This window comes from Azospira inquinata (assembly GCF_018905915.1).
GTDB classification, from domain to species: Bacteria; Pseudomonadota; Gammaproteobacteria; order Burkholderiales; family Rhodocyclaceae; genus Azospira; species Azospira inquinata.
This window is the reverse complement of sequence record NZ_CP064782.1, coordinates 1803502-1829778: the sequence shown is the minus strand read 5'-3', so window position 1 is coordinate 1829778 and position 26277 is coordinate 1803502. Positions and strand designations below refer to the sequence as shown.

Annotated in this window: 21 protein-coding genes and 1 riboswitch; of the genes, 12 read left to right on the top strand and 9 right to left on the bottom strand. The window is 63.0% G+C overall.

What is annotated here, in order from left to right; all coding sequences use genetic code 11:
- The first annotated feature begins 42 nt into the window (after window positions 1–42).
- From Azoinq_RS08405 to Azoinq_RS08395, 3 genes are all read left to right on the top strand, one after another.
- Window positions 43–708: a hypothetical protein gene (locus Azoinq_RS08405; protein WP_216130070.1), complete on the top strand. Its 666-nt coding sequence runs from the start codon at window positions 43–45 to the stop codon at window positions 706–708.
- The gene (locus Azoinq_RS08400) at window positions 705–1454 is read left to right on the top strand and encodes a tetratricopeptide repeat protein (protein WP_216130071.1); all 750 of its coding nucleotides are present in this window, start codon (window positions 705–707) and stop codon (window positions 1452–1454) included. Before Azoinq_RS08405 ends, Azoinq_RS08400 begins: the two co-directional genes overlap by 4 nt.
- 121 nt (window positions 1455–1575) lie before the next feature.
- The gene (locus Azoinq_RS08395) at window positions 1576–2748 is read left to right on the top strand and encodes an MFS transporter (protein WP_216130073.1); all 1173 of its coding nucleotides are present in this window, start codon (window positions 1576–1578) and stop codon (window positions 2746–2748) included.
- A gap of 38 nt (window positions 2749–2786) precedes the next feature.
- Here Azoinq_RS08395 and Azoinq_RS15105 read toward each other — a convergent pair whose 3' ends face one another.
- Complete coding sequence (locus Azoinq_RS15105; RefSeq protein ID WP_216130075.1) at window positions 2787–3272, bottom strand: type II secretion system protein; 486 nt, start codon at window positions 3270–3272, stop codon at window positions 2787–2789.
- 487 nt (window positions 3273–3759) lie between these two features.
- Between Azoinq_RS15105 and Azoinq_RS08385 the strand changes: the two genes are divergently transcribed.
- On the top strand, window positions 3760–4260 hold the full coding sequence (locus Azoinq_RS08385) for a hypothetical protein (RefSeq protein ID WP_216130077.1): 501 nt from the start codon (window positions 3760–3762) through the stop codon (window positions 4258–4260).
- Window positions 4261–4455: 195 nt separating this feature from the next.
- The gene (gene dbpA / locus Azoinq_RS08380) at window positions 4456–5907 is read left to right on the top strand and encodes an ATP-dependent RNA helicase DbpA (protein WP_216130079.1); all 1452 of its coding nucleotides are present in this window, start codon (window positions 4456–4458) and stop codon (window positions 5905–5907) included.
- Window positions 5908–5949: 42 nt separating this feature from the next.
- Here dbpA and Azoinq_RS08375 read toward each other — a convergent pair whose 3' ends face one another.
- The 7 genes from Azoinq_RS08375 to Azoinq_RS08345 all read right to left on the bottom strand — a co-directional run bounded on the left by Azoinq_RS08375 (window position 5950) and on the right by Azoinq_RS08345 (window position 14092).
- Window positions 5950–6294, bottom strand: coding sequence for a helix-turn-helix transcriptional regulator (locus Azoinq_RS08375; RefSeq protein ID WP_216130081.1), 345 nt, complete (start codon window positions 6292–6294; stop codon window positions 5950–5952).
- Entirely contained in the window at window positions 6291–7637 is a 1347-nt protein-coding gene (locus Azoinq_RS08370) for a type II toxin-antitoxin system HipA family toxin (RefSeq protein WP_216130083.1), read from the bottom strand. Before Azoinq_RS08370 ends, Azoinq_RS08375 begins: the two co-directional genes overlap by 4 nt.
- Before the next feature lie 167 nt (window positions 7638–7804).
- Entirely contained in the window at window positions 7805–9478 is a 1674-nt protein-coding gene (locus Azoinq_RS08365; RefSeq protein WP_216130085.1) for an ABC-F family ATP-binding cassette domain-containing protein, read from the bottom strand.
- 127 nt (window positions 9479–9605) lie between these two features.
- Window positions 9606–10490, bottom strand: coding sequence for a PA4780 family RIO1-like protein kinase (locus Azoinq_RS08360; protein ID WP_216130087.1), 885 nt, complete (start codon window positions 10488–10490; stop codon window positions 9606–9608).
- A complete protein-coding gene (gene ycaO / locus Azoinq_RS08355; protein WP_216130089.1) occupies window positions 10487–12232 on the bottom strand; it encodes a 30S ribosomal protein S12 methylthiotransferase accessory factor YcaO in 1746 nt (581 codons plus the stop codon). Before ycaO ends, Azoinq_RS08360 begins: the two co-directional genes overlap by 4 nt.
- A gap of 201 nt (window positions 12233–12433) precedes the next feature.
- Window positions 12434–13063, bottom strand: coding sequence for a MarC family protein (locus Azoinq_RS08350; protein ID WP_216130091.1), 630 nt, complete (start codon window positions 13061–13063; stop codon window positions 12434–12436).
- 102 nt (window positions 13064–13165) lie between these two features.
- Window positions 13166–14092 carry a LysR family transcriptional regulator gene (locus Azoinq_RS08345; protein WP_216130093.1) on the bottom strand — a complete coding sequence of 309 codons (927 nt, stop codon included), beginning with the start codon at window positions 14090–14092 and terminating at the stop codon, window positions 13166–13168.
- A gap of 93 nt (window positions 14093–14185) precedes the next feature.
- On the opposite strand from Azoinq_RS08345, the gene metE reads away from it, so the two are divergent.
- From metE to ureC, 4 genes are all read left to right on the top strand, one after another.
- Window positions 14186–16492 carry a 5-methyltetrahydropteroyltriglutamate--homocysteine S-methyltransferase gene (gene metE, locus Azoinq_RS08340; protein ID WP_216130095.1) on the top strand — a complete coding sequence of 769 codons (2307 nt, stop codon included), beginning with the start codon at window positions 14186–14188 and terminating at the stop codon, window positions 16490–16492.
- Between the two features lie 201 nt (window positions 16493–16693).
- Entirely contained in the window at window positions 16694–16996 is a 303-nt protein-coding gene (gene ureA / locus Azoinq_RS08335; protein ID WP_216130097.1) for an urease subunit gamma, read from the top strand.
- A 17-nt stretch (window positions 16997–17013) separates the two neighbouring features.
- Window positions 17014–17388, top strand: coding sequence for an urease subunit beta (gene ureB, locus Azoinq_RS08330; RefSeq protein ID WP_216130099.1), 375 nt, complete (start codon window positions 17014–17016; stop codon window positions 17386–17388).
- Window positions 17385–19106: an urease subunit alpha gene (gene ureC, locus Azoinq_RS08325; protein WP_216130101.1), complete on the top strand. Its 1722-nt coding sequence runs from the start codon at window positions 17385–17387 to the stop codon at window positions 19104–19106. Before ureB ends, ureC begins: the two co-directional genes overlap by 4 nt.
- Before the next feature lie 18 nt (window positions 19107–19124).
- Here the strand turns inward: ureC and Azoinq_RS15100 are convergent, their stop codons facing one another.
- Window positions 19125–20567 carry a short-chain fatty acyl-CoA regulator family protein gene (locus Azoinq_RS15100; RefSeq protein WP_216130103.1) on the bottom strand — a complete coding sequence of 481 codons (1443 nt, stop codon included), beginning with the start codon at window positions 20565–20567 and terminating at the stop codon, window positions 19125–19127.
- 266 nt (window positions 20568–20833) lie between these two features.
- Here Azoinq_RS15100 and Azoinq_RS15095 point away from each other — a divergent pair, with 266 nt between their 5' ends.
- The 3 genes from Azoinq_RS15095 (at window position 20834) to Azoinq_RS08305 (ending at window position 26154) form a co-directional block, all read left to right on the top strand.
- Window positions 20834–21589 carry a GntR family transcriptional regulator gene (locus Azoinq_RS15095; RefSeq protein ID WP_216130105.1) on the top strand — a complete coding sequence of 252 codons (756 nt, stop codon included), beginning with the start codon at window positions 20834–20836 and terminating at the stop codon, window positions 21587–21589.
- A gap of 35 nt (window positions 21590–21624) precedes the next feature.
- Window positions 21625–21847, top strand: a riboswitch (cobalamin riboswitch).
- A 141-nt stretch (window positions 21848–21988) separates the two neighbouring features.
- Window positions 21989–24913, top strand: coding sequence for a ribonucleoside-diphosphate reductase subunit alpha (locus Azoinq_RS08310; protein ID WP_216130107.1), 2925 nt, complete (start codon window positions 21989–21991; stop codon window positions 24911–24913).
- Window positions 24910–26154 carry a ribonucleotide-diphosphate reductase subunit beta gene (locus Azoinq_RS08305; protein WP_232368446.1) on the top strand — a complete coding sequence of 415 codons (1245 nt, stop codon included), beginning with the start codon at window positions 24910–24912 and terminating at the stop codon, window positions 26152–26154. The genes Azoinq_RS08310 and Azoinq_RS08305 overlap by 4 nt, the downstream gene beginning before the upstream one ends.
- The last annotated feature ends 123 nt before the right edge of the window (window positions 26155–26277 follow it).

The following is a 26277-nucleotide window of genomic DNA, read 5'->3' as shown; positions in this document are numbered from 1 at the left end:
CCTTTACGTACGAGAGTCTTATTTCTTTTCCTGGGATACAAAATGTCAAAATTCCCGATGATCTTTCTTGCCTCTGCCCTATTTCTAGGAATCGGTTCTGCTCTAGCAACAGACTCCCAAGCAACTGGGGCAAGCGACGCACTCCGTCTTTTTACCCAATGTGATGCCTCTCTGTTTAAGGCTCTTAAGGAAAACAAAACTCTTCTCGGACCGTCCGTAATCGTACAAAACCAAGGGACTGCGGCAACGATCAAAGTGGCCAATCCGTTAGCCGAAAATGGTCAAGAACAGCTATTCACAAATCCCTTGGAAATAAATGGGATACAACTAATTTCATGGCACAACGAAGTACTTTATGAGGAACATCTCGGTGGCTTCCTGTTTTGGGGATTTAAGGCAAATGGAACTCCGCAAACCATAGCGGAAAAGCTAAACGCCATTCTCACAACACCCCAAAAATTGGAAAAAACCGGTGATACCTGGGCACGCGCAGAAATCCATGTAATCGGCGACCCACTCGGCTCTTGGCGGCCTAATAGGGCTTCCGCAGGTATTCCCACTCCCAAGGGAAGCGTAGAGCGCGTGCTCTTGCTTGAAAGTGAAGCCCCAGGCCAAACGAGCATATTCTGCAGCTTACAGGGGTCTCTCACACCACCGTTGATTCAGCTCATGCGCCCCGACCTGACTACTGCCGAGTATCCTCAATGAGCCCGCTCCCCTACCGAGCGGCGCTGTTTCTCGCCGTATGTTCTTTCAGCTGCCAAGCGAAAGATGCGGATATCACGGACCTCACTAATACAAAAGAGCTGGGGCCTTGCGAGCAAATTAAATATATTAGGTACTCTCAGGATGGATCTGAAGTTCAAAACCCGAGCGGGGTAATCCAAAAGCTATCTGAATGTCTAGCTGTTATACCCAACGCACCGGCAAATACAAAGGCTGCCGCACTGACTTTGCGGTCCATTGCCTATGCCCAAAGAAGAGAATACGGCCACGCCATAAAAGATAGAGAAGAGGCTTTACTTCTAGCCCCCGCCCGATCCGCCTGGGCGATTATTGGGCTCGCCGCTCTTTATCGTGAGAATGGGCAACCAGAACAGGCACTGAAAATGCTGCAAAAAATGCTTCAGGACAATATTGGGATGACAGGAAAAGGGACCTCACCTGGTATGCCTAGTTACTATCACCTTGGGGTAACACTAATCTCCTTAAAGCGATGGCCAGATGCTGCTGAAGCACTATCTGAAGGAATGAGTTATCAATCTAATTATCTGTGGGCATATGCTTACCGTGCTCTTGCTTACGACCAGATGGGCCTATCATCTTTTGCGCTCGCAGATATGGAAAAGGTACGTCTACTAGTCAATCAAAAAAAAGAGGACGACCGTAGTAAAACTCTTCAGTTACTTTCAGAAGAGCCTTTCGCCGAAATCAAAAAAAAGTATATGAAATAAAAACGTTGTAATTTTTTATATAAAATATCTGCGCAAATTAATTAGCCGCCATATTTATTTAGCAGCAAAATATTTCCCTCCTTTGCACCCCGCTACCCGGCCCATCGGCCATAATCCGCCGATGCGCCAGACCTCCCGTCCCTCACCCTTCTCTGATCCCTTGACCGCCGCCCGGCTGGCAAACTCCGCCCTGTTTTTTGCCAGCGGCTTCACCTATGCGGTGTGGGGCGTCAGTCTGCCCCAAATCAAAAGCCAGTTCGCCCTGAATGACGCCCACCTATCCCTAGCCATGTTTGCCGTGGCCTTGGGGGCCCTGCTATCCATGTCCGTCATCGGTCCCTGGATCGCCCGGCGGGGCAGTCCAACGGCCTGTCGCCAAGGGGGGCTGGTGTTCGCCCTGTCCGTGGCGCCCATTTTGTTGATTCCCCACTTCGGCCTGCTACTGGCCTGGCTGCTCTTGTTCGGCGCCACCAATGCGGTACTGGATGTGGCCATCAACGCCCAGGCCGCCACCTTGGAGCTGAAGGCCAGCCGCCCCATCATGTCCAGCTTTCACGGCCTGTTCAGTACCGGGGGGCTGGTGGGGGCCCTGGCGGGCAGTGTCTGGCTGGGGGCGGGCGGGTCCGCCGCTGCCCTGTTTGTGGTCACCGCCCTGCTGGTGGCCGGATTGGTGCTGCTGGGCAGCCCCCATCTGCTCCCGGACCCCCACAGCGATGCCGCCGCTTCCCGCCGGGGAGCGCCTCCGGGGGCCCGGCGCCGCCTGCTGGCCCTGGGGGTGCTGGCCTTTCTCGGGCTGGTGGTAGAGGGGGCCATGTATGACTGGACCTCGGTCTATCTGCGGGACGAGGTGGGGGCCCCGGCCTTCTGGATCGGGGCTGGATATGGGGGCTTTTCCCTGGGCATGGCCAGTGGCCGTTTCGGCGGAGATCGGCTGCGGGCCTGGCTCGGCGCCCGGCGCACCCTCATGGTTTCGGGTAGTCTGGCCGCCCTGGGGCTGCTGCTGGCCCTAGGCCTGCCCTTCACCGCCAGCGCCGTGGCCGGTTTCACCCTGGTGGGCCTGGGCTGCGCCAACTGCGTTCCCGTGCTCTTTGCCGCCAGCGTCAAGGTGGAAGGGGTTTCCTCTTCGGAAGCCATCGCCCTGGTGGGCCGCCTGGGCTATCTGGGCATTCTGGTGGGGCCGGTGATCGTGGGCTTTACCGCCCACCACACCGGCCTGCCCCTGGCCTTGGGCCTGCTGGCCCTGTTTGCCCTGGCCATTGCGGCGGGGGCCAGAAACGCAGCGGAGGGGAAGTAAAAGCTAAAGGGCCAGGGGCAACCTAACGGCCCCCTTGGCTAGCAACCACTGCTGGTAATAGTCACCACCGGCACCTCCCCATAATTGGCGGCATATTGGTAGCGAACGGCGCAGGCGGAGGGCTCCGGCGCGCCTTTCAACGAAAAGTCGCTATATTCGATATTGCTGGAGCTCAGGACAAAATCGTCTGAAATGGAAAACCAATGGCTGATGTGGGAATCCGCCGCATCCGCATTGGCCGTGGGAAATCCATTGTACATATCGCCCGAGGTGCCATCCGGGGACTGAACCGGGTTATTCGACCAGCCCGAATTGGCGCAGCCCGGGGTCATCTGGCATCGAGCGCCGCCAAAATTTGCCGCAGTGGTCATGGCTCCGGCGGTTTGCTTTAATACGGCAACCCGCGCATCCGTACCAAAATCCAAAAACTTGGGCAAAGCAACGGCGGCCAGTACCCCCAGGATAACGATCACCATCACCAATTCAATTAAAGTAAAACCCCGGCTTTTATCAAAAGTCTTCATTTTTTTCGAATCAAAGAAATCTCATTGCTTAACAAACCAAATCCCGTCTTTCGCTAAAACTTCATTTACCTGCAAAAACGCAAGAAATCAGAAGTCCAGCGCCACGACCATCAACCGCCGAAATCATTACCCCTGCCGATTCATAGGGCTAAAGCCTTCAGCCCCACCAAGCCAAGCCGCTCCATTTCCTTGTATTTTAATGACTTACGTTGATCACATTCAACCTTATTTTTCTCTACCGCCTGAACGAGGGCTAGGCATAAGTCGCCCATTAAATTCAGGACAAACACATATCTTATGGGTACATTACCCCCATAAAAACGTGACTTTTTAGACATAATCGTTCCCCAATGTTTGGTTTCAGCAGAAAACCCCGTACACTTTCACTTTTCCCAAGCCTTACCGGGCCCCGCCTGCCTTGAAGACTTTTTTTCAGGATCAGTCCAGACTGAGCCCCCTGTCTTTTCCCTATTTGCAAAGGTTTCCCATGGTCAAAATCCCCGATGTCGATGCTCTCCTTCTGCTGGCGGCCCTGCTGGCCACCAAGCGCCGACCGGCCAGCCCGGAGGAGATCGTGGCCGCCACCGAGGTGCTGGGGGGCGGGCTACCGGAGGCGGAAAAACTGAGCGAAGCCCTGACCCGGCTGACAGCCCAGGGCCTGCTGGACTGGCAAGACGAAGCCCTGGCCCTCACCCCGGCGGCCCAGGCCGCCCTGGATCATCTGAGCCGCAAGGGGGAACTGGCGGACCGGCTGGCCCGGCTCAAGGACAAGCTGGCCGCCTATGCCCCCCCCGCCGAAGATGCCGCACCTGAAGCCGCCCCGGATACCCAGGCCATCTGGCAGGCTGCCCTGAACGCCCCCCGGGCGGGAGGAGACGAGCGCAGCAAAAATCTGCTCATGCCCAAGCCCGCCACCCCAGAAAAAAGCCAGCAGCGGCCCGGACAACACCGGCGCAAGCCCCTGCCCGGCCGTCGCCCCAAGGGCTAGGGAATCGGGGGCCGGGGGCAGGCACAGGGGGCTGATCTGGAACGCTCCCGGCCACCGGCCCGGTAGCGCCCACTTCCCCTCCCGTTTTGGCGCACACTTTGCCTCCCCCTCACGAGCTCTAGCCCCCACGTTCCCTCCTCCGGGCCCAGGCTTGCCTCGCCCCCTTCCCCGCCCCTCCCTCCTTGAAAGACCGCCATGACCACCTCTCCCGAATCCCCCGCGCCTGCCCTTGCCCCGTCGGACCCGGCGACGTCCCAGGTCCAGGCTGCCCCCGGCTTTGATGCCCTGGGCCTGGCCCCCGCCGTGGTGGCCAATCTGAACCAGCTGGGCTACGTGGCCATGACCCCCATCCAGGCCGCCGCCCTGCCCCCGGCCCTGGCCGGGCGGGATTTGATTGCCCAGGCCCGCACCGGCAGCGGCAAAACCGCCGCCTATGGCCTGCCCCTGCTCACGAGGCTCCAACCCGCCACCCTGGCGGTCCAGGCTCTGGTGCTGTGTCCCACCCGGGAGCTGGCGGAACAGGTCACCCAGGAACTGCGCCGTCTGGGCCGCTTCGTCGATAATCTGAAAATTCTCTGTCTGTGCGGCGGCAGCCCCCTGGCGCCCCAGGCGGACAGCCTGGAACACGGGGTCCATGTGGTGGTGGGCACCCCGGGGCGGCTCCTGGACCATCTGGAGCGGGGCAGTCTGGATCTGGCCCGGGTCGCCACCCTGGTGCTGGACGAGGCGGACCGGATGCTGGACATGGGCTTTTTCGATGCCATCGCCCAGGTGGTGGAACGCTGTCCGTCCCAGCGCCAGACCCTGCTCTTTTCCGCCACCTATCCGGAGGGTATCGCCCAGTTGGCAGGCTGCTTCCTGCACCAGCCGGAGACGGTGAAAGCCGACGAATCCCCCGCCGGGGGCCAGATCCGCCAGCGCTTTTACGAAATCAAGCATGAGGAACGCTTCGCCGCCGTGGTCACCCTGCTGCGCCATTTCCGCCCGGTGAGCACCCTGGCCTTCTGCAATACCAAGCAGCAATGCCGGGACCTGCGGGATTACCTGTATCAGGCGGACATCGACGCCCTGACCCTGAACGGGGACCTGGAACAGCGGGACCGGGATCAGGTGCTGATCCGCTTTGCCAACCGGAGCTGCTCCGTGCTGGTGGCCACGGACGTGGCGGCCCGGGGCCTGGACATCGACCAGCTGGAAGCGGTGATCAATGTGGATGTGACCCCGGACCCGGAAATTTACGTGCACCGCATCGGCCGCACCGGCCGGGGGGACCGGGACGGCTGGGCCTTCAGCCTGGTCAGCCCCCGGGATAAGCGCCGGGTGGCGGACATCGCCCAATTCACCGGCATGGAGCCGGAATGGCACGGCCTGGGGGAACTGCAAAGTCATAACGACGCCCCCCTGGTAGCCCCCATGGCCACCCTGCTGATTCTGGGCGGACGCAAGGACAAACTCCGGGCCGGGGACCTGCTGGGGGCCCTCACCGGCACCGTGGGCTTGAGCAAGGAACAGGTGGGCAAAATTACCGTCACGGACCAGACCAGCTACGTGGCCGTGGCCCGCCCCCAGGCCCGGGAAGCCCTGCGCCGCCTCACGGCGGGCAAGGTCAAAGGGCGCAAGATCAAGGCCCGGCTGCTGGAGGATTAGGCCCTTATGGCCGTAAAAGTGGCAACCGAGGCAATACCCGAGTTACGAAGTTAGCGACCCGGAAGGAGAAGGATCGGGCTGTTCCAGCGTTTCAAACAATTGGCGACGTAAAAGGGAACTGCGCGGCAGCAATCCGACCTGTAGCCCCAGGGGCTTAAACACCCCGTTTAATAATTTTAGCGAGGAAGCGCCTTTGCCAAGTTCCAGGTCAGAAAGGGTGCGACGACTGATCCCCGTCAGTTTGGCGTACTGATCCTGGGACAGGCCGAGCACTTTCTTGCGCAAATGCCGCAGGAGTTGGCCTTCCGTTATTTTTTCAGTCATCAGCTGGTGCAACAGGTCCAATAACAGGCTATCCCGCTCCCGAGGACTCAGATTCTTCTTCATGGCAATTTCCAACTAAGTATTTTCTCATCGAGAAAAGGGAAGCCGAGGGAGGGGAAATCCAGAATACTGGGGGGAACGCCACGGGAATGAAGTCGCTCTCTCAAGCCCAACAATCGGTTAGCCAATTCGCCCAGCGCTGGTAACAATCGGTCAGGGGCAACCCAGGGCTTCAGCCGGTCAGCAATCAACCACCAGTTGAAATTGCCTCCTTCCTCCAGAGGCGATGGCCACTTTATGGTCCGGACAACACCCTCCGGATCCGCTTTCATGGGGGCGAAATCAAAGACGGGTGAAAGTCCAATCCCCTCCGGGGTTTTCAGTAAAGCTACATTACGCCCGTGGTTGTCACTATTGCCAAACACCACATTCAACATATCCCGCTTTACCCATTCGATGGCAAATTCCGCCGGATCAAACTGCCGGCGTCCTTCCCGAACGAGATATTGATGGCTGAGCAGATCGATCAAAGCCGCCAGAACATCCAGATGGGACAAATAGTCCCCGGGCGGCTTATTCAGGAGGGAATACACGGACTCCAAGCCATAGCGCTGGAGCTGCCCTGCCTTAAATGCCACGTCGAAACGGGGCAACCATAGAGAGGGATAGCGGGCCCCTTCCTCCAAACGCATCGCCGCCGTATCAATAGTCGGAATCCCGAGGGCAGCGAGTTCCTGATAGTAGTGGTATTCGGCACGCAAAATATCGCAGTCGATGGGAGTGCGTTGGCCCCGTGGGAATTTAACTAGGTAGTGGCGGTCCGGACAGGCCTGGTCATCCTGGTAGGTATCAATCCATACCTGTTCCTCTGCAGAACAACGCAGAACCAACTTGGGAGCCTCTCCCCCTGCCCCCATTGCACCACCGCTAGCGGCTCCCATCTGCTGGGCATACTCGAGAAAATCCGTGTCCCGATCCCGTACCTGGGCGAGGGAGAAACGACGACCAGCCAGCTGGCTGCCAGGGACCATAACAGGCAGGGATTCTTTGATACGCAGATTGCCGATGGGCGCAATAACCCCCTGGTGCAAGAGCACCCCATCCTGTTCCATGGGTGACAGGTTCTGGAGGCCCAAATGATTGACCCAGTAACGCCGGGAGGCCCCCGAGGGCAAAATATCGTCAATAAACGCGGGCCAACTATCTCCCCCGTAGGAACAAAAAATCTCTACGGGGAAGCCCATGCAGCAGGCATGCTCATCATCCTGGAACAACCACTGCAGCGCGTAGTCTTGCTCATAATCTAGGCGTATTTTCCCCCGCCGCCCCATAGCCGGGTCAGGGAGAGATAGGAGTACGGCATCATGCCAATCACCTGCCACATAAATCTGTAAGGTAAGGTCCATGGCTTATAGCTGAGCAGAGAGTTGCTCAACCATAAGCCATTTGAGGAAATTTCGAGCAAAATTTCGCTCAAAGTCCCTTTTCTTCCAGAAAACCAGACTCTCCCTTATCTCCTGGCGGAAAGAAACACCGGCGGCTTCCTTTCTGCAGGGCACCAGCTAGCCCAGGCTCAGGCCACCCGCCGCTCCTCCGCCGCGGCCTGACGGGCGCGCTTGGCTTCTTCCAGCAGATAGCGCTGGTAGTCGTCCATGTCCCCGTCGAAGGGGGCGATGCCGCCCCGGGAGACCAGCCAAAATTCGTCGCACACGGAGCGCAGCAGGGAACGGTCGTGGCTCACCAGCATGACCGTGCCTTCAAAGCCGTTCAGGGCCACCCCCAGGGCTTCCCGGGTCGCCAAATCCAGGTGATTGGTGGGCTCATCCAGAAGCAGCAGATTGGGCCGCTGCCAGACCAGCATACAGAGTACCAGACGGGCTTTTTCCCCGCCGCTCATGGTGCCCACGGCCTGCTTCACCATGTCACCGCTGAAGTTGAAGGTGCCGAGGAAGTTCCGTAAATCCTGCTCCCGCCCCGCCACGTGGCCGCTGCGACCGGCGGCGATGACCGCCTTGGCCAGACGCTTCATGTGTTCCAGGGGATTTTCCTCGGGGCGCAGCACGTCCAGTTCCTGCTGGGCGAAATAGCCGATGTTGAGGCCCTTGCCCTCGGTGACTTCCCCGGCCAGGGGCGCCAGTTCCCGGGCGATGGTCTTCACCAGGGTGGATTTGCCCTGGCCGTTGGCCCCCAGAATGCCGATGCGCTGGCCCCCATGCACGGAGCGGCGAATGTCCCGCACAATCACCGCCGGGCCCTGATCTGGGGACTCCTCCGGAGCCGGGTAGCCGATGGCCACATCCACCAGAGACAGCATGGGATTGGGCAGGTTAAGGGGCTCCTGGAAGTCGAAGGTAAAGTCCGCCTCCGCCAGCACAGGGGAAAGCTTTTCCATCCGTTCCAGGGCCTTGACCCGGCTCTGGGCCTGCTTGGCCTTGCTGGCCTTGGCCTTGAAGCGGTCGATAAACTTTTTCAGGTGGGCGATGCGCTCTTCCTGCTTGGCCAGGGCCGCCTGCTGCAAGGCCATCTGCTCCGCCCGCATGGCTTCAAAGGTGCTGTAGTTGCCGCCGTAGCGGACCAGCTTGGCGTTATCGATGTGCAGGGTCACATTGGTCACCCCGTCCAGGAATTCCCGGTCGTGGCTGATTACGATCAGAGTGCCGTCATAGCGCTTGAGCCAGGCTTCCAGCCACACCAGGGCATCCAAGTCCAAGTGGTTGGTGGGTTCGTCCAGGAGCAGCAGGTCCGAGGGGCACATAAGCGCCCGGGCCAGTTGGAGACGCATGCGCCAGCCCCCGGAAAAGCTGTTCACCGGCCGATCCAATTCATGAACCTGAAACCCCAAGCCCAGGATCAGGGCCTGGGCCCGGGCTTCCGCGTCGTGGGCCCCGGCGTCCTGCAAGGCCATGTAGGCGTGGGCCATGCGCATGCCGTCATCGGTGGCTTCGGCGGCGGTCACCTCGGCCTGGGCGGCGGCCAGCACCTGATCCCCCGCGATCACGAAGGCCGTGGCGCTCTCATCCGTTTCCGGCATGTCCTGGGCCACCTGGGCCATGCGCCACTGGGGGGGGATGGAACAGTCGCCGCTGTCTTCGTGAAGACTGCCGTTGAGCATGGCGAAGAGGGAGGATTTGCCCGCCCCGTTGCGCCCCACCAGCCCCACCTTTTCCTGGGGATTAAGGCTCACGGAAGCCTGGTTGAGAACCACCTTGGCGCCCCGGCGCAGGGTGATGTTTTTTAACTGGATCATGACAACGCTTTCAAAAGCTTCAGAAAATTTAAGGCAGGGGGCCGACACCGGGCCGCCCCCGTCAAGTGATGGGCCCGGGCACCTAGGCCCCCGGGCCGCCGATGGGCGGGCTTCCCCGGAAAGGCGCTTAGACTCCCCTATCCGGCTGGGGCCACTGGCCCGCCGCTTCGGCGGCGGCTTTGCGGGCCCGGCGCTGGACCTCTTCAGCCTCGGCGGCGTCGATGACCTGGAGAATTTCCGCCACGTCCGCCGGGGTTTGGTCCGGACAGTAATGGCCCGTTAGCGGGCTATCCGGCAGCAACTTGCCGCTTTCAAAGAGGGCCCAGATTTCCGGGCCGTAACGGGTCCCGGCCAACTCCGGGGCAAACTGGCTGAAATAGGCAGCCAGATTGGCCACATCCCGCTCCAGCAGGGCCTGGGCGTTATTGTTGGCCGCCGCGTCGATGGCCTGGGGTAGGTCGATAATCACCGGCCCCTGGTCATCCACCAGAATGTTGTATTCGGATAAATCCCCGTGCACCACCCCGGCACAGAGCATGAGCACCACCTGGCGGAGCAGAAAGTCGTGGTACAGCCGGGCGGTCTCCGGACTCAGTTTCAGGTCATTGAGCCGGGGCGCCGGATTGCCCTCGGCGTCCGCCACCAGTTCCATAAGCAGCACCCCCTCATGGAAATTGAAGGGGGTGGGCACCCGCACCCCGGCCCCCGCCAGCCGGTAGAGGGCATCCACCTCGGCGTGCTGCCAGGCCGCTTCCTGCTCCTGACGGCCATAACGGGAGCCCTTTTCCATGGCCCGGGCCTGGCGGCTGTTCTTCACCTTGCGCCCTTCCGTGTAGGCCACGGCCTGACGGAAACTGCGCTTATGGGCTTCCTTGTAGACCTTGGCGCAACGCACCTCGTCCCCGCAGCGGACGACAAAGACCATGGCCTCTTTACCGCTCATGAGCTGGCCCAGCACTTCGTCCACCAGGCCATCCGTGACCAGGGGTTCCAGGCGGGCTGGGGTTTTCATCGTTCCGTCCGGCTGGCCTGGAGCCGGGCGTAGCCGGCCATGAGCCGCCGGTGCAGATCACTGGCTTCCAGATCGGCCCCCAGGGGAAGGAAACCGGGGAAACGCTGTTCCCCTTCCAGCAGAGCCTGGGCCTGGGCCAGGACGGCCGGGCCGTAAAGCTGGGCCAGGGGCTGGCCGAAATCTTCCGCCACGTCCGCCCCATCCCCCAGGTCTTCCAGCTTCACCAGGCTTTCCACGCAGGCGTAGAGGCGACGCCGTTCCGGGTCGTTTTCCTCGAAATAGCGGGCCCACTGACAGCCTTCCAGAATGGCCTCCCGGTCGCCGCAGGCCAGGGCCAGCTGGGTCTTCAGTTCCCCCACCCGCAGGCTTTTCCAGTAGCCCTCGTCCGGGGCCAGACCGAGGAGGGCCGCCACCGGTCGGTCGTCGGCAATGCCCCGATCGATAAGGGCGTCCAGCAGGTCGCCGCAATCCTCGTCGTCCAAGCCATCCAGGGCGAGGATGGGAGCGCGCAGGTCGGTGATGACGCTGGTGTTTTCCCATTCCAGGTCATCCACGGGATAAATCTCGGACAGGCCGGGGACCAGGATGCGGCAGACATAGACGCCCAGGTGGCCGAATTCGGCCAGATAAACGTCGTGGCCCAGTTCCTGGACCCGATTAACCAGCCAGTCCCGCTCCCCGGTGCTGGAAGCACCACCGAAATTCCAATCGCAGAAGGGGAAATCCGCCTCCCGGCGGAGGAAATTCCAGTGCAGTACGCCGCTGGAATCCACAAAGTGAATTTCCAGATTGGGGGCGCTGGCCGCTTCTTCCAAATCAAAGCCCGGTTCGGGGAAGCCGAACAGGCCGTCCAGAGCCCGGCCCTGGAGCAGCTCGGTGAGGGCCCGTTCCAGGGCCACCTCAAAGCGGGGATGGGCGCCAAAGCTGGCGTAGCAGCCCCGATCCCCGGGGTGGAGCAGGGTCACGTTCATCACCGGGAATTGGCCCCCCAAGGAGGCGTCTTTCACCAGAATGCCGAACCCAGCGGCCCGCAGTCCGGCGATCCCGGCAGCGATGCGGGGATAGCGGGCGATAACTTCTTCCGGCACCTCGGGCAGGCACAGGCCCTCGGCAATCACCTTGAATTTCACATAGCGCTCGAAAATCTCAGAAAGGGCCTGGGTCTGGGCTTCCGCCGGGCTGTTGCCGGCGGACATGCCGTTGCTCACATAGAGATTGGCGATGACATTGATGGGGAAATAGAGGGTGGCCCCGTCCCCCTGGCGCTGGAAGGGCAAGGCGCAGATGCCTCGGTCAGCGTTGCCAGAATTGAAATCCACCAGGGCCCGAGCGGGAATATTGCCCCGGGGGTTGTAGAAGGCTTGCAGGGTCTCATCCAGCAGATCGGCGGGCCAAGCCTCCCCGTCCCCCAGGGGAAACCAGCGTTCCTGGGGATAATGGACAAACCCCGCCGCCCCGGCCCGGACGCCCCAGTAGTAATGGCTCCAGAAATAATTGCAGCACAGGCGCTCGAAAAATTCCCCCAGGGCGCTGGCCCGGGCCGCCAACTGGGAGCCCCCCTTGCCATTGACGTAAATGAGGGGGCAATCCCGATCCCGCAAATGCACGGACCACACCCCTTCCACCGGATTCAGCCAGGCGCTCTCCTCCACCTGAAAGCCCGCCGCCGCCAGGGTGGCCTGCATACGGGCAATGGAAGTTTCGAGGGGGGCATCCTTGCCCGGAATCTGGGTCACTGACATGGGGAATCCTGAAAGAAGGGAGGGGCGGCACGGCCCACGGCGGGCCCGATGGCTCGGGCCGGAATGGCCGGAAGTAGGGAGGCGCCACCGGGGCGCGGGGGCCACACGGGGGCCATTATCCCGGAATCCGGCGGCGGGCGGAAAGGGGGCTTTCCCGTAGCCGGGCGGAGCCCGTCCCCGGCTCCCCCCAGCCACCACTCCCTAACCCAGGCCGGGTAGGAGCAGCTTTAAGCCCTTGGTGACAAAGCCCACCGCAATGGCCGCCAGCAACAGGCCCATGATCCGGGTGGCGATATTGATGCCGGTTTTGCCCAGGGCCGCCAGGAGCCGGTCCGAAACGGTGAGAGCTAGCCAGACGCCCCCGGCCACCACCCAGATTTCCCCGATGAGCTGGGCCAGATGGGCCCAGCCCGCCTCCTGATGGGCGTAGATGATGACCGTACTGATGGCCCCCGGGCCGGAGAGAATGGGAATGCCGATGGGCACCACCCCCAGCTGGTCCTTTTGCAGGGCCTCGGAGGCTTCTTCCTCATTGGCCCGGGCCGGGCTGAGACGGGCGTGGAGCATGGAGATGGCGATGAGCAGCAGGAGAATGCCGCCCCCCACCTGGAATTCGGGCAGGCCGATGTTGAAGAGCCGCAGCAGGGCTTCCCCTCCCAGGGCCGCCACGCTCAGCACCGCCCCCACGGTCAGGGCGCAGAGCCGAGCCGTATGCTGCCGGGACGCCCGGTCGCTGCCGCTAGTCAGGGTGGTGTAGGCCGTGGCGCCGAGCAGGGGATTGACGATCACCGTCAGCCCCACCAGCATGTCCAGCCAGGCGTGAAATTCCATGGAAGGCCCGCAGGGAAAGGAAACCGGCAGCCATTGTAGCGGAAGGCGGAGAGAGGAAAGGGGCAACCTCAGCCCTGATGACCGCCCCAGCCCGGGGCAAGCTTATAGCAGGCGAATACCCGGCAGAGTCAGAAAGCACTTTTCCCTCAGCAGCCGGACAAAATCGGTCATATAAGGCAGTCCGGCCCGGGAGTCGGTACAGGCGCCAAAAAGACGGCCGTAGAGCCCCCGGGGGCCCACCGGGCGGCTTTGCACGTAGCCCCGCTGCAAGTAATTTTGCACCGCCCAGAAAGGCACAGCGGCCACCCCCCGACCGCTGGCCACCAGCTGGAGCATGGCAATGGTCAGTTCCGTGGTGCGGCGCTGGGGCTGAATCCCCGCAGGGGCCAAAACCTGGCGTACCAAATCCAGCATGTCGTCAGGAATGGGATAGGTGATCAGAGTCTGCTCCCGGAAATCTTCCGCTGCCAGCCAGGGCTTGGCCAGCAGGGGATGGTTGGCGGCCAGGACGGCCACAATTTCAAAGGTGAACAGGGGATAGAAATGGATGCCCCGCTCTTCTCCGTCCACCTCCGACACCAGGGCGAAATCGGCCCGATCCTGGTGTACCAGTCCCACCGGGTCCGGATGAAAGCCGGAGACGATATCCAGCTCCACCTCGGGCCAGCGTTCCCGAAAGGCATCCATAGCTGGCATCAGCCAGTCGAAGCAGGTATGGCATTCCACGGCAATGCGCAATTGGCCCGCCGCCCCCGCTGCTAGCCGGGCAATGTCCCGCTCCGTCTCCGCCACCCGGGGCAGAAAGGCGTCCGCCAGTTCCAGTAACTTGCCCCCCAGGGCAGTGAACCGGGGCGGCACGGATTTGCGCTCAAAGAGGGGCGCCCCATAAGCCCCTTCCAGCAGTTTCAACTGGTGGGACAGGGCCGACTGGGTGAGATTGAGCAATTCCGCCGCCCGGGACAGGCTGCCCGTATCCCGCAGCGCGGCCAGGGTACGCAGGTGGCGCAGTTCAAGGGGACTCTGAATCATGAGAAATATTCATACGAAAGCATAAAAATTATCGTTTGAATCATAAATCTTCCCCCGGCATCATCCAAGGCTTTTCCACACCGAGGTACCGCCATGATCGCCACCCATATCCTGGGCTTTCCCCGTATGGGCGCCCAACGGGAATTGAAATTCGCCCTGGAAGCCTACTGGCGGGGAGAGACCCAGCCCTCCGACCTGGAACGGGTGGGGCGGGAACTCCGTGCCCGGCACTGGGCTCTGCAACGGGAAGCCGGGCTGGACTGGGTGACCGTGGGGGACTTTGCCTTCTACGACCACGTGGCCAACCATATCCAGCTCCTGGGCTGCGAACCTGCCCGTTTTGCCTTCCGCCCGGAAACGGAGGAACTGGACCGCTATTTCACTTTGGCCCGGGGCCGGGCCGCTCGGGGAACGGAACCGGGGGCGGCGGCCCTGGAAATGACCAAGTGGTTCGACACCAACTACCACTACCTAGTCCCGGAGTGGACACCGGACACCTGCTTCCAGCTGGGCAGCCAACGCCTGTTTGAGGAGGTAGCAGAGGCCCAGGCCCTGGGCCATCCGGTTAAAGTGGCCCTGCTCGGGCCCCTCACCTTCCTCTGGCTAGGCAAAGTCCGGGGGCCCCATTTCCACCGCCTCTCCCTGCTGGAACGGCTGCTGCCGGTCTACGGCCAAATCCTGGCCCGGCTAAAAGCCATGGGGGTGACCTGGGTCCAGCTGGATGAGCCCATCTTGGGCCTGGAATTGCCCCCGGAATGGCGCCAGGCCTTCGAGCCCGCCTATGCCCGCCTGACGGGTGGCCCCCAGCTGTTGCTTGCCACCTACTTTTCCCCCTTACAGGATCAGCTCAATCTGGCCTGCCGCCTGCCGGTCCAAGGGCTGCACATCGACGCTGTGCGGGCGCCGGAGGAAGTGGCGACGGTGGCGGACTGGCTGCCCGCCCACAAGGTGCTTTCCCTGGGACTGATCGACGGGCGCAATATCTGGCGCTGCAATCCGGACGGAGTGCTGGAAACCCTGGGTCGCCTCCAGGCCGGCCCCCGGCGCAGCCTGTGGCTGGCCCCGTCTTGTTCTCTCCTCCATGTGCCCCTGGACGTGACACCGGAAACGGCCCTGGATGGGGAAGTGAAATCCTGGCTGGCCTTCGCCCAGCAAAAGCTGGAGGAGCTTAGCCTCCTGGCTACCGCCATGAACCAAGGGGAAGGGGCCGTGGCCCCGGGGCTGGCGGCTGCCCGGGCCGCCTGGGCGTCCCGCCAGGCGTCTTCCCGGGTGCATCAACCCTGGATGGGGGAAACCCTGGCCCGGATCACCCCGGCCATGGGGGAAAGACAGAGTCCCTACCCCCAGCGGGCGGCTTTGCAGGCCTCACGGCTGGCCCTGCCCCTGTTCCCCACCACCACCATCGGCTCCTTCCCCCAAACCAAGGAAATCCGCCATCTGCGGCGGGAATTCCGGGCCGGACATCTGGGGGAAAGCGCTTACCGGGAAGGCATCCGCCAGGAAATCGCCTACACCGTGCGCACCCAGGAAGCCCTGGGCCTGGACGTGCTGGTACACGGGGAAGGGGAACGCAATGACATGGTGGAATATTTCGGCGAGCAGTTGGAAGGTTTCGCCTTCAGCGGCAACGGCTGGGTTCAGTCCTACGGTTCCCGCTGCGTCAAACCGCCGATCCTGTTTGGCGACGTGTACCGGCCCCGGCCCATGACCGTGGAGTGGATCACCTACGCCGCCTCCCTCACGGAAAAGCCCATGAAAGGCATGCTCACCGGACCGGTGACCATCCTCAACTGGTCCTTTGTGCGGGACGACCAGCCCCGGGCCGTCACCTGCCGCCAGATTGCCCTGGCCATCCGGGAAGAAGTGCAAGACCTGGAGGGGGCAGGAATTCCCATTATCCAGATTGACGAAGCGGCCCTGCGGGAAGGCCTGCCCCTGCGGCGCAGCGCCTGGCAAGGCTACCTGGACTGGGCCGTGGACGCCTACCGGCTGGCGGCCAACGGGGTAGAAGACCGGACCCAGATCCACACCCACATGTGCTACTCGGAATTCAACGACATCATCGCCGCCATCGCCCGGATGGACGCGGATGTGATCACCATCGAAACCTCCCGCTCCCACATGGAATTGCTGGAGGCTTTCGAGAACTTCCGCTACCCCAACGCCATCGGTCCAGGAGTCTATGACATCCACTCCCCCCGCATCCCTACCCGGGAGGCCATGGAGGACTTGATAAACCGGGCCGCCCAGCGAATTCCCCGGGAGCGGCTCTGGGTAAATCCGGACTGCGGCCTGAAAACCCGCCAATGGCAGGAAGTCCTGCCCGCCCTGGTCAACATGGTGGCCGCCGCTCGGGAACTCCGGGAACAGGCCAACACCTGCCCGCCCCAGGCTAGCTAGCTTCTTCCCCAACCCTCGGGGGGGTGCTTGCGGCTTCCCCCCTTTTCCGCCGCGCCTTTTAGCGAAGGGGCGGCTTTTTTTATTTCCATTGAGCCTCCGCCCCCTTTTATCTCGCCCCATCTACGCCATCTCGCGTATGTAATACGTTTTTTATTTTCTTCATACTCTGCTTCATCTTCAGTCAAGCAGGGAGCCACAGACATGCATCTCACCCCCAGGGAATTGGAAAAACTGATGTTGCACACGGCTGGCAATCTGGCCAAGGAGCGTCGAGAGAAGGGGCTGAAACTGAACTACGTGGAAGCCATCGCCCTGATTGCCTCAGAGGTCATGGAAATGGCCAGGGAAGGCAAGACCGTCAAGGAAGCGGTCAGCCTAGGCGCCACCCTGGTAAGCCGGGAGCAGGTCATGGACGGGGTGGCGGAAATGCTCCGTCAAGTCCAGGTGGAGGCCACCTTTGATGATGGCACCAAGCTAGTCACCGTCCACCACCCCATCCGCTGAATCAGAAGGAAATCATCATGAAACCCGGCGAAGTCATTTGTGGAAACACCCCACGCATCTTGAATCAGGGGCAGGAAACTCGATGCCTGTCCGTGGAAAACCGGGGCAGCCGCCCCATCCAGGTGGGTTCCCACTTCCATTTTTTTGAAGCCAACCGCTTCCTCGCCTTCGACCGTCAAGCAGCCTTTGGTTTTCGCCCTGACCTTCCCTCCGGCGCCGCCATTCGTTTCGAGCCAGGGGAACGCAAAGAGGTTCACCTGGTGCGGATCGGGGGCAAGGGTGCGGTGTTCGGTTTAAACCGGCTAACTGACGGTCAGACCCATCCCGATTCCCTGCCCCGGGCGCTGGATAAAGCCCGGAGCGCTGGCTTTCTAGAGGAGCAATCAGCATGAGCGTGGAACTTTCAAGTCAGGAATATGCGGCCATGTACGGCCCCAGCACGGGCGACAAGGTGCGCCTTGGCGATACCGATCTGTTCATCGCAGTGGAGCGGGACTACACCACCTACGGGGACGAAATGAAATTCGGCGGCGGTAAAACCATCCGGGACGGGATGGGGCAAAACACCGCCATGACCAACAAAAACGGGGCTTTGGACATGGTGCTCACCAATGCCCTGATTCTGGACTACTGGGGCATCGTCAAGGCCGATATCGGCATCAAGGAAGGCAAGATCGTCGCCATCGGCAAGTCGGGCAATCCAGACATCATGGATGGGGTACACCCGGCCCTGGTAGTGGGCGCCGGAACGGAAGTGGTATCGGCGGAAGGCAAAATCGTCACCGCTGGCGGAGTGGATACCCATGTCCATTACATCTGCCCCCAACAGGTGGAAACCTCCCTTTACGCCGGAATGACCACCATGATCGGCGGCGGCGTCGGCCCCGCCGTGGGCACCTATGCCACCACCTGCTCCCCCGGGGAATTCAATCTGCAAAAAATGCTGGAGGCGGTGGAAGCCTTTCCCATGAATTTCGGCTTTCTCGGCAAGGGCAACTGCGCTTCCCCCGCCCCCCTGGAAGAACAAATCCGGGCCGGAGCCATCGGTATGAAGCTGCATGAGGACTGGGGCAGCACTCCTGCCGCCATCCATACCTGTCTCCAGGTGGCGGATGCCTACGATGTTCAGGTCTGCATCCACACCGATACCCTGAACGAGGCCGGATATTTCGAAAGCACCATGAACGCCATCGCCGGAAGGGCCATCCATACCTATCACACGGAAGGGGCGGGCGGTGGCCATGCGCCGGACATTATCAAGGCCGCCGGATTCCCTAATGTGATGCCGTCCTCCACCAGTCCTACCATGCCTTTCACCAAGAACGTGATCGACGAGCATCTGGACATGATCATGGTCTGCCATCACCTGGACCCCCACTTGCCGGAAGACGTGGCCTTCGCCCGGTCCCGAATCCGCTTTGGTACCCTGGCGGCGGAAGATGTGCTCCATGACATGGGCGCCATATCTATCCTGAACTCCGATTCCCAGGCCATGGGACGGCCGGGGGAAGTCATCATCCGAGCCTGGCAGACTGCCGACAAAATGAAGAAACAACGGGGCCAGCTGCCGGAAGCCGCCGGGGAGGATAACGACAACTTCCGCGCCAAGCGCTATGTGGCCAAATACACCATCAACCCAGCCATCACCCACGGCATCTCCACCTACGTGGGTTCCCTGGAGCCTGGGAAACTGGCGGATCTGGTGATCTGGAATCCGGCCCTGTTCGGCGTCAAACCGGATTACGTGCTGAAAGGCGGGGTCATTGCCGCCGCCAAAATGGGGGACCCCAACGCCTCCATCCCCACGCCCCAGCCAGTCATCATGCGGCCCATGTTCGGCGCTTACGGCCTGGCCGCCCCCCGCAGCTGTTTCACCTTCGTCTCCGGCGCCGCCTACGAAGGGGGCATCCGGGAAAAACTGGGGCTGAACCGCTTGGTGGCGCCGGTGAAAAACTGCCGCACCGTGGGCAAAAAGGACATGCGCCTCAACGACCTGACGCCACACGTGGAAGTGGACCCGGTGAGCTACGAAGTCAGCATTGACGGGGTTCCCATCACCTGCCAGCCCGCCCAGACCCTGCCCCTGTCCCAACGCTACTTCTTGTTTTAGGCGCCTAGGCCTCCCCCCTCAGCCCCCCACCGGATAGGGCACAAAGCTGGTTCGGTCTTCGTCCACCGCCAGGGGGCGGCCCAGGGGAGGGAAGGCCCGCTGGGGACAGTCTGCCCGTTCGCAGACCTTGCAGCCCGCACCGATGGGGGTACGGGCCGCCGGGTCCTGCAAATCCAGGCCATGGGAATAGACCAGCCGGTGGGCGTAGGCCAGATCGCAGCCCAGGCCCACGGCAAAGGTTTTGCCCGGGGCGCCCCAGCCCTGGTAGCCCCGACGCACAGTGCGGGCCAGCCAGAAATAGGCCCGGCCGTCGGGCATGGCAGCCAGCTGGGTGAGGATGCGGCCGGGCTGGGCAAAGGCCTCGTACACATTCCACAGGGGGCAACTGCCCCCCACCCGGGAGAAGTGGAAATCCGTGGCGGACTGGCGTTTGGAAATATTGCCCGCCCGATCCACCCGCACAAAGAAAAAGGGCACTCCCCGGGCGTCGGGCCGTTGCAGGGTGGAGAGGCGGTGGCAGACGCTTTCAAAGCCCACGCCGAAGCGGCGCCCCAGGCGTTCGATGTCGTAGCCCAGACTTTCGGCGGCAGCCAGGAAGGGGGCGTAGGGCAGCAGCAGGGCCCCGGCAAAATAGTTGGCCAGGCCGATGCGGGCCAGGCGCCGGGCTTCCTCCCCGGACAGGTCCGCCTCCGCCGCCAGGCGCTGGATCACCTCCCTCCCTTCGAGGAAGGCTAACTGGGTAGCCAACTGAAAGGCCCGCTGACCCGGATTGAGGTGGGGCGCCAGGGTGAGCAGGCGCTGGCGGGCATCGTAACGACGCAGGGCTTCCCCGGGGGCCTCCGGCCTTGCCGCCCCCGTCTCCCGGCTGTCCCCCAGAACCACCTTTACCCCATGGCGCCGGGCCAGGATGTCCGCCAGGGCCGGGGCCGTATCCCCTGGGGTCAGGCCCCATTGGGCCCAGCACTGTTCCGCCAGAGCATCCAGCTCCGCCACGTGGTTATGGCGGGCGTAAAACAAATCCCGCACCTCCTCAAAGGGCGCGGGGGCGGCCACCGTCCCCTCCCCCGTGCCCCCGAGCCGGGCGGACAGGGCAGCCACCTGCTCCGCCCCCTGGCGATAACGGCGATGCAGGCCAAGAAAGGCCCGGGCCAGGGCGGGCATGGCGCTGGCCAATTCCCGGATTTCCGCCTGGGACACCCCTTCCCCGCCGGGGGCCTCGGCCAGCACATCCTGCAATTCGGTCACCAGCCGGGCCTCGTCGTCCTCGGCAAAGCGCTGCACATCCACCCCGAACACCCCGTTGAGCTTGAGCAGCACGGACACCGTGAGGGGGCGCTGGTTCTGTTCCAGCTGATTGAGGTAGCTGGGAGACAGGCCCAGGGCCCGGGCCAGGGCCACCTGGGTGAGCTGACGCTCCTCCCGCAGGCGTTTCAAGCGCACCCCCATGAAGGATTTTTTCATGGCCGCCCCGCCCCGGCAAAAGACAGCCCCCGGCCCCGGAAGCCCCGTCCCTGGGAGCCGGGGACCGGCCCCATTCGCAAAATTCGCAAAACTCCGGAAAAACCTTCGATTATCTTCGCCATTTCAGTTATTTACGCCATTTTTGGGATGCGTATATTGCAAACATTCCCGGCGCTTGGCAAGCCGGATCCGGGGGCACGGTGCCCCCCGCCACGGGCCCTTGGGATCCACCGGCGTCGGGAATACCGAATTTTCAGGAGACCCCCATGCACACGGACCGCCACGATCACCCCCGCGCCCTCTACGAAGGCATTGCGGATTCCCTGCGGGAGCGCATTTTCAAGCACCAGCTGGCGCCGGGCACGCCCCTGGACGAGGGGGCCATCGCCCGGGAATACGGGGTGAGCCGCACCCCGGTGCGGGAAGCAGTGAAGGTGCTGGCCCACGAAGGCCTGCTCTGCATCCATCTGCGCAACGGGGTGCGTCAGGAATGCACCGTGGCCCGCCTCTCCCCCCGGGACCTGGACGAGCTGCTCACCGTGCTCACCCTAGTGGAAACCTTCACCGTCCAGCAGGCTGCCCGACGCCGGGGCTTTGGCCTGGGCCTGCATCAGGACCGGCCCCAGGCGCCGGAGGAAAACTTCTACGACCGGCTCATGGAATCGGCGGGCAATCTGTATCTGGAAGACGTAATCCGGGCCCTGGGGGACAAGCTGCTCCTGGGCTGGGGACCGGAATTCCGACGCCTCAATCAGAGCATTTTCACCGCGGCCCAGGAGGAACTCTGCCCCTGCCTGGCCCGGGGGGATGTGGAAGGGGCCACCCGCCTGACCCGGCGTCTGGCCCGGGAACGGGCCGCCGCCCTGGGCAATCTGGCGGGGGCGGATGCCCCCCGCTTTCGCCCCGCCACGCCCCAGGCGGTCCCATCCCGTGGGGATACGGGGAACACGCCCCCACCCCGGGGAGAGCGGCCCACAACCACTACCTATAGTGGCGATACGCCGATAGCACACTACATTTAGTATTTCAATCTTGACGTCATCCTGGGGCCGGGGCAACATAGGCCCCACGCGACGGTTCCCCCCAAGGGGAAGTAAAAGGGAATCCGGTGCGGCGCCCACCCCGGTGGGCCCCATTCCGGAGCTGCCCCCGCAACTGTAGGCGGTGAGTCCCCGGCCGGACCCGAACCACTGGAAGCCTCTTCCGGGAAGGTTCGTGGCAACAAGGCCGGGCGACATTGACCCGCAAGCCAGGAGACCTGCCCTCGCCACGTTCATTTGCTTACCAGGAGCGGGGTGTCTCCCGGAAGGCTGGCCCGGTCGGCCCGTCCGCCCGGGAACCGTGCCCGGGGCTATCTGCCCCATTCCGGCCCGCTCCAGACCTTCTCCGACCCCCGTTCCGCTCGCATACGGGGAGTCTTCATGCAGCAAGCCAGTTCCACCGCCCAACGGGGCCCATCTCTACCACCTTCCAGCATTACCGCCGGCCCAGCCCCTGAGACCGAGGCCAACGCCACCAGCCCCTTCGGCCTGGCCTTCCAGGCCCTCTCCGAGTCCTGTCGCCAGACCGTACTGGGGCTCCAGGTCATCCGCCGCAACGGCGCCGTGGTGGCCTTTAACCCGGACAAAATCGCCCTGGCCATGACCAAGGCCTTCCTCGCCGTGAGCGGCGCCCAGGGGGCCGCCTCGGCCCGCATCCGGGACCGGGTGCTGCGCCTCACCGGAGACGCCATTCAGGCCCTCACTCGCCGCCTCCCGGACGGGGGCACGGTGCATATCGAAGACATCCAGGATCAGGTGGAACTGGCCCTAATGCGGGCCGGGGAACACGATGTGGCCCGGGCCTACGTGCTCTACCGGGAACGGCGGGCCGCCGAACGGGCCGCCCAGGCGGCCCAGGCCCAGCCCCGGGAAGAGGAAGCCCCGGTGCTCCACGTGGTGGACGGCCCGGTGCGCCGCCCCCTGGACCGGCAGGCCCTGCTGGCCCTCTGCCAGGCCGCTTGCCAGGGATTGCCAGACGCGGACCCGGCCCTGATCTGGGAACAGGCCCTGCGCAATCTCTATGACGGGGTGAAGCTGGCGGAGGTGCATCAAGCCCTGGTGCTGGCCGCCCGCAGCCTCATCGAGCGGGACCCGGCCTATGACCAGGCCACGGCCCGCCTACAACTCCACGCCCTGCGCCGGGAGGTGCTGGGGGAAGAGGTATTCCAGGCCGACATGGCCCAGCGCTACGGGGACTATTTCCCCGAATTCATCCGCCTGGGGGTGGCAGCGGAACTCCTGGACCCCCGCCTGCTGGAATTCGACCTGACCCAGCTGGCCTGCGCCCTGGAGGGGGAGCGGGATCTCCAATTCACCTACCTGGGGCTGCAAACCCTTTATGACCGCTACTTCCTCCACATCGAGGAACGGCGCATTGAACTGCCCCAGGTCTTTTTCATGCGGGTGGCCATGGGCCTGGCCTTGAACGAGGTGGATCGGGAGGCCCGGGCGGTGGAGTTTTACCACCTGCTCTCCCGCTTCGATTTCATGTGCTCCACCCCCACCCTGTTCAACGCGGGCACCCGCCATCCCCAGCTTTCCTCCTGCTACCTGACCACCACCAGTGACGACCTGGAGGGCATTTACCAGGCCGTCAAGGAAAACGCCCTGCTGCAAAAATACGCCGGCGGCCTGGGCAACGACTGGACCCCGGTACGGGCCCTGGGGGCCCGCATCAAGGGCACCAACGGCAAGAGCCAGGGGGTGATTCCCTTCCTCAAGGTGGTCAATGACACCGCCGTGGCGGTGAACCAGGGGGGCAAGCGCAAGGGGGCGGTGTGTGCCTACCTGGAAACCTGGCACCTGGACATCGAGGAATTCCTGGAACTGCGCAAAAACACCGGGGACGAACGGCGCCGCACCCACGACATGAACACCGCCCACTGGATTCCGGACCTGTTCATGGAGCGGGTCATGGCCGGGGGGGAATGGACCCTCTTTTCCCCGGACGAGACCCCGGACCTCCACGACAAATACGGCTGGGATTTCGACACCGCCTACCAGGCCTACGAAGACCGGGCCGCCCGGGGGGAGCTGAAGCATTTCAAGAAGGTGTCCGCCGTCCAGCTGTGGCGCCGCATGCTCACCATGCTCTTTGAAACCGGCCATCCCTGGGTCACCTTCAAGGACCCTTGCAATCTGCGTTCGCCCCAGCAGCACAAGGGGATAGTGCACAGTTCCAACCTGTGCACCGAAATCACCCTCAACACCTCGGCCACGGAAACCGCCGTCTGCAATCTGGGCTCCATCAATCTGGCCGCCCACCTGGACGTAGCCCGGGGCGGCCTGGACCAGGAAAAGCTGCAACGCACGGTGCGCACCGCCCTGCGCATGCTGGACAACGTCATCGACCTCAACTATTACGCCACCCCCAAGGCGCGCAACGCCAATCTGCGCCATCGCCCCGTGGGCATGGGCATCATGGGCTTTGCCGACTGCCTCCACGCCCTGGGCCTGGCCTACGCCTCCCCGGAGGCCGTGGCCTTTGCCGACCGATCCATGGAAGCGGTGTGCTACCACGCCTACTGGACCTCCACCGAACTGGCGGAAGAACGGGGCACCTATCCCAGCTACCAGGGCAGCCTGTGGAGCCAGGGCATTCTGCCTCCGGACACCCTGGACCGGCTGGCGGAAGCCCGCAGCCATCTGAGTGACGACCCGGCCCGGAATTTCCTGGAAGTGGATCGGCACCAGACCCTGGATTGGGATGCCCTGCGCCGCCGGGTGCTGGACAAGGGCATGCGCAATTCCAACTGCGTGGCCATCGCCCCCACCGCCACCATTTCCAACATTGTGGGGGTCTCCCAGGGCATAGAGCCGGACTACCAGAACCTTTACGTCAAATCCAACCTCTCCGGGGAATTTACCGTAGTCAATCCGGCCCTGGTGCGGGACTTGAAGGCCCTGGACCTGTGGGACGAAATGATGGTGGCGGACCTGAAATATTTCGACGGTTCCCTGGCCCCCATCGACCGGGTGCCGGAAGACCTCAAGGCCCGCTACGCCACGGCCTTTGAAATGGACCCGGTGTGGCTGGTGGAAGCGGCCTCCCGGCGCCAGAAATGGATCGATCAGGCCCAGTCCCTCAATCTCTATCTGGCCACACCGTCCGGTCGCAAGCTGGATGAACTCTACAAGCTGGCCTGGCTGCGGGGCCTGAAGACCACCTATTACCTGCGCACCCTGGGGGCCAGTCAGGCGGAAAAAACCACGGACGGCCGCCGGGAGCAGGAAAGGGAAACCGAGGCCCCGGCCGCCCCCAAATTCTGTTCCATCGACAACCCGGATTGCGAGGCCTGCCAATGAGCGCCAACGCCCCCACCCGGACCGGCGCTGCCCGGCCCGACACCCTATTCGCGGATTGGGACCAGAGCCCGGCCCCCGTCGCTTCCACCCCTGTCCACGGTGCTCCCCGGGCCATGGCGCCGGAAACAGAGGCTCCGGCACGCCCGGTAACGGACTCAGGCAAGGCCACCGCCCCCCGGACACCCCCCATTCCCGCCGCCAACGCCCTCCCCCCCTTGGGGGAAGACCCGGCGGCCCTGGCCCCCATCGATCCCCAGGACAAGCGGGTGGTGGGGGGCCGGGCCGACATTAACCAACTGGCCCCCTTCAAGTACCCCTGGGCCTGGGAATATTTCCTCAAGGCCAACCGCAACCACTGGACGCCCCTGGAAATCAACATGGCCCAGGACGTGCAGGATTACCACCACCGGCTCACCCCAGCGGAACGCCACGTTTTTGAAAATGTGCTGGCCTACCTGACCACCTCCGACATTCTGGCCATGCGCAATATCGGCCTGGCGGTGATGGAAAAAATGACCGCCCCGGAATTGCAGATCTACCAGGCCCGCCAGGTCTACGAAGAATCTCTCCACACCTGGACCTACCAGCACTGCATCGAAACCCTGAACCTGGACCAGCGGGAGATTTACAACCGCTACCGGGTGGTGCCGGAAATCCACGGCAAAATCGCCCTCTCCAACCGGCGCCTCAATGCCGTGCTGCGCTCCGGCCTGGACATGGGCAACCGGGACACCCTCCACGAATTCGCCCTGTCCTACCTGTTTTTCGCGGGCATTTTCGAGGGCTGCTGGTTCTACAACGGCTTCACCCCCATTTTCGCCCTGCAACGGCGGGGCCTCATGAAGGGCACGGCGGAACAGCTCCAGTACATCATGCGAGACGAGGTGCTGCACTGCGGCTTCGGCATCCGGGTGGTGCGCCAGCTCATCCAGGAGGAAGACCTCCAGCTCGACCCCGCCGCCCTGCGCCTGCTTTGGGACGAGGCGGAGGCGGCCGAATCCGCTTACGCGGGCTACCTGTTCCAGGAACCCATGCTGGGCTACAGCGCCGACCTGCACCGGGAGCAGTTCCGCTTCATCGCCAACCGCCGGGCCCGCCAGCTGGGCCTGGAAGAGCCCTTTCCCGGCGCCGCCAACGTGGTGCCCTGGCTGGACGAACAGGTGAATCTGCGCAAGGAGAAAAACTTCTTTGAAACCCGGGTGACGGAATACCAGACTGGAGGGGCGCTGAACTGGGAATAAGGGGACTGAGAGGCTGAGGAGTGCCGGCTGCCGGGAGTCCGCTTGAGCGCCGGGCTAGGGCAGCCCCATCCCGGCCTGCCGCCCCATGGCCGCCCCTAACCCAGGGTTTGACGGCCACCTGGG

Coding starts and splice junctions, on each gene's coding strand:
- Azoinq_RS08405 (WP_216130070.1), top strand. CDS start 43: ATGTCAAAATTCCCGATGATCTTTCTTGCCTCTGCCCTATTTCTAGGA.
- Azoinq_RS08400 (WP_216130071.1), top strand. CDS start 705: ATGAGCCCGCTCCCCTACCGAGCGGCGCTGTTTCTCGCCGTATGTTCT.
- Azoinq_RS08395 (WP_216130073.1), top strand. CDS start 1,576: ATGCGCCAGACCTCCCGTCCCTCACCCTTCTCTGATCCCTTGACCGCC.
- Azoinq_RS15105 (WP_216130075.1), bottom strand. CDS start 3,272: ATGAAGACTTTTGATAAAAGCCGGGGTTTTACTTTAATTGAATTGGTG.
- Azoinq_RS08385 (WP_216130077.1), top strand. CDS start 3,760: ATGGTCAAAATCCCCGATGTCGATGCTCTCCTTCTGCTGGCGGCCCTG.
- dbpA (WP_216130079.1), top strand. CDS start 4,456: ATGACCACCTCTCCCGAATCCCCCGCGCCTGCCCTTGCCCCGTCGGAC.
- Azoinq_RS08375 (WP_216130081.1), bottom strand. CDS start 6,294: ATGAAGAAGAATCTGAGTCCTCGGGAGCGGGATAGCCTGTTATTGGAC.
- Azoinq_RS08370 (WP_216130083.1), bottom strand. CDS start 7,637: ATGGACCTTACCTTACAGATTTATGTGGCAGGTGATTGGCATGATGCC.
- Azoinq_RS08365 (WP_216130085.1), bottom strand. CDS start 9,478: ATGATCCAGTTAAAAAACATCACCCTGCGCCGGGGCGCCAAGGTGGTT.
- Azoinq_RS08360 (WP_216130087.1), bottom strand. CDS start 10,490: ATGAAAACCCCAGCCCGCCTGGAACCCCTGGTCACGGATGGCCTGGTG.
- ycaO (WP_216130089.1), bottom strand. CDS start 12,232: ATGTCAGTGACCCAGATTCCGGGCAAGGATGCCCCCCTCGAAACTTCC.
- Azoinq_RS08350 (WP_216130091.1), bottom strand. CDS start 13,063: ATGGAATTTCACGCCTGGCTGGACATGCTGGTGGGGCTGACGGTGATC.
- Azoinq_RS08345 (WP_216130093.1), bottom strand. CDS start 14,092: ATGATTCAGAGTCCCCTTGAACTGCGCCACCTGCGTACCCTGGCCGCG.
- metE (WP_216130095.1), top strand. CDS start 14,186: ATGATCGCCACCCATATCCTGGGCTTTCCCCGTATGGGCGCCCAACGG.
- ureA (WP_216130097.1), top strand. CDS start 16,694: ATGCATCTCACCCCCAGGGAATTGGAAAAACTGATGTTGCACACGGCT.
- ureB (WP_216130099.1), top strand. CDS start 17,014: ATGAAACCCGGCGAAGTCATTTGTGGAAACACCCCACGCATCTTGAAT.
- ureC (WP_216130101.1), top strand. CDS start 17,385: ATGAGCGTGGAACTTTCAAGTCAGGAATATGCGGCCATGTACGGCCCC.
- Azoinq_RS15100 (WP_216130103.1), bottom strand. CDS start 20,567: ATGAAAAAATCCTTCATGGGGGTGCGCTTGAAACGCCTGCGGGAGGAG.
- Azoinq_RS15095 (WP_216130105.1), top strand. CDS start 20,834: ATGCACACGGACCGCCACGATCACCCCCGCGCCCTCTACGAAGGCATT.
- Azoinq_RS08310 (WP_216130107.1), top strand. CDS start 21,989: ATGCAGCAAGCCAGTTCCACCGCCCAACGGGGCCCATCTCTACCACCT.
- Azoinq_RS08305 (WP_232368446.1), top strand. CDS start 24,910: ATGAGCGCCAACGCCCCCACCCGGACCGGCGCTGCCCGGCCCGACACC.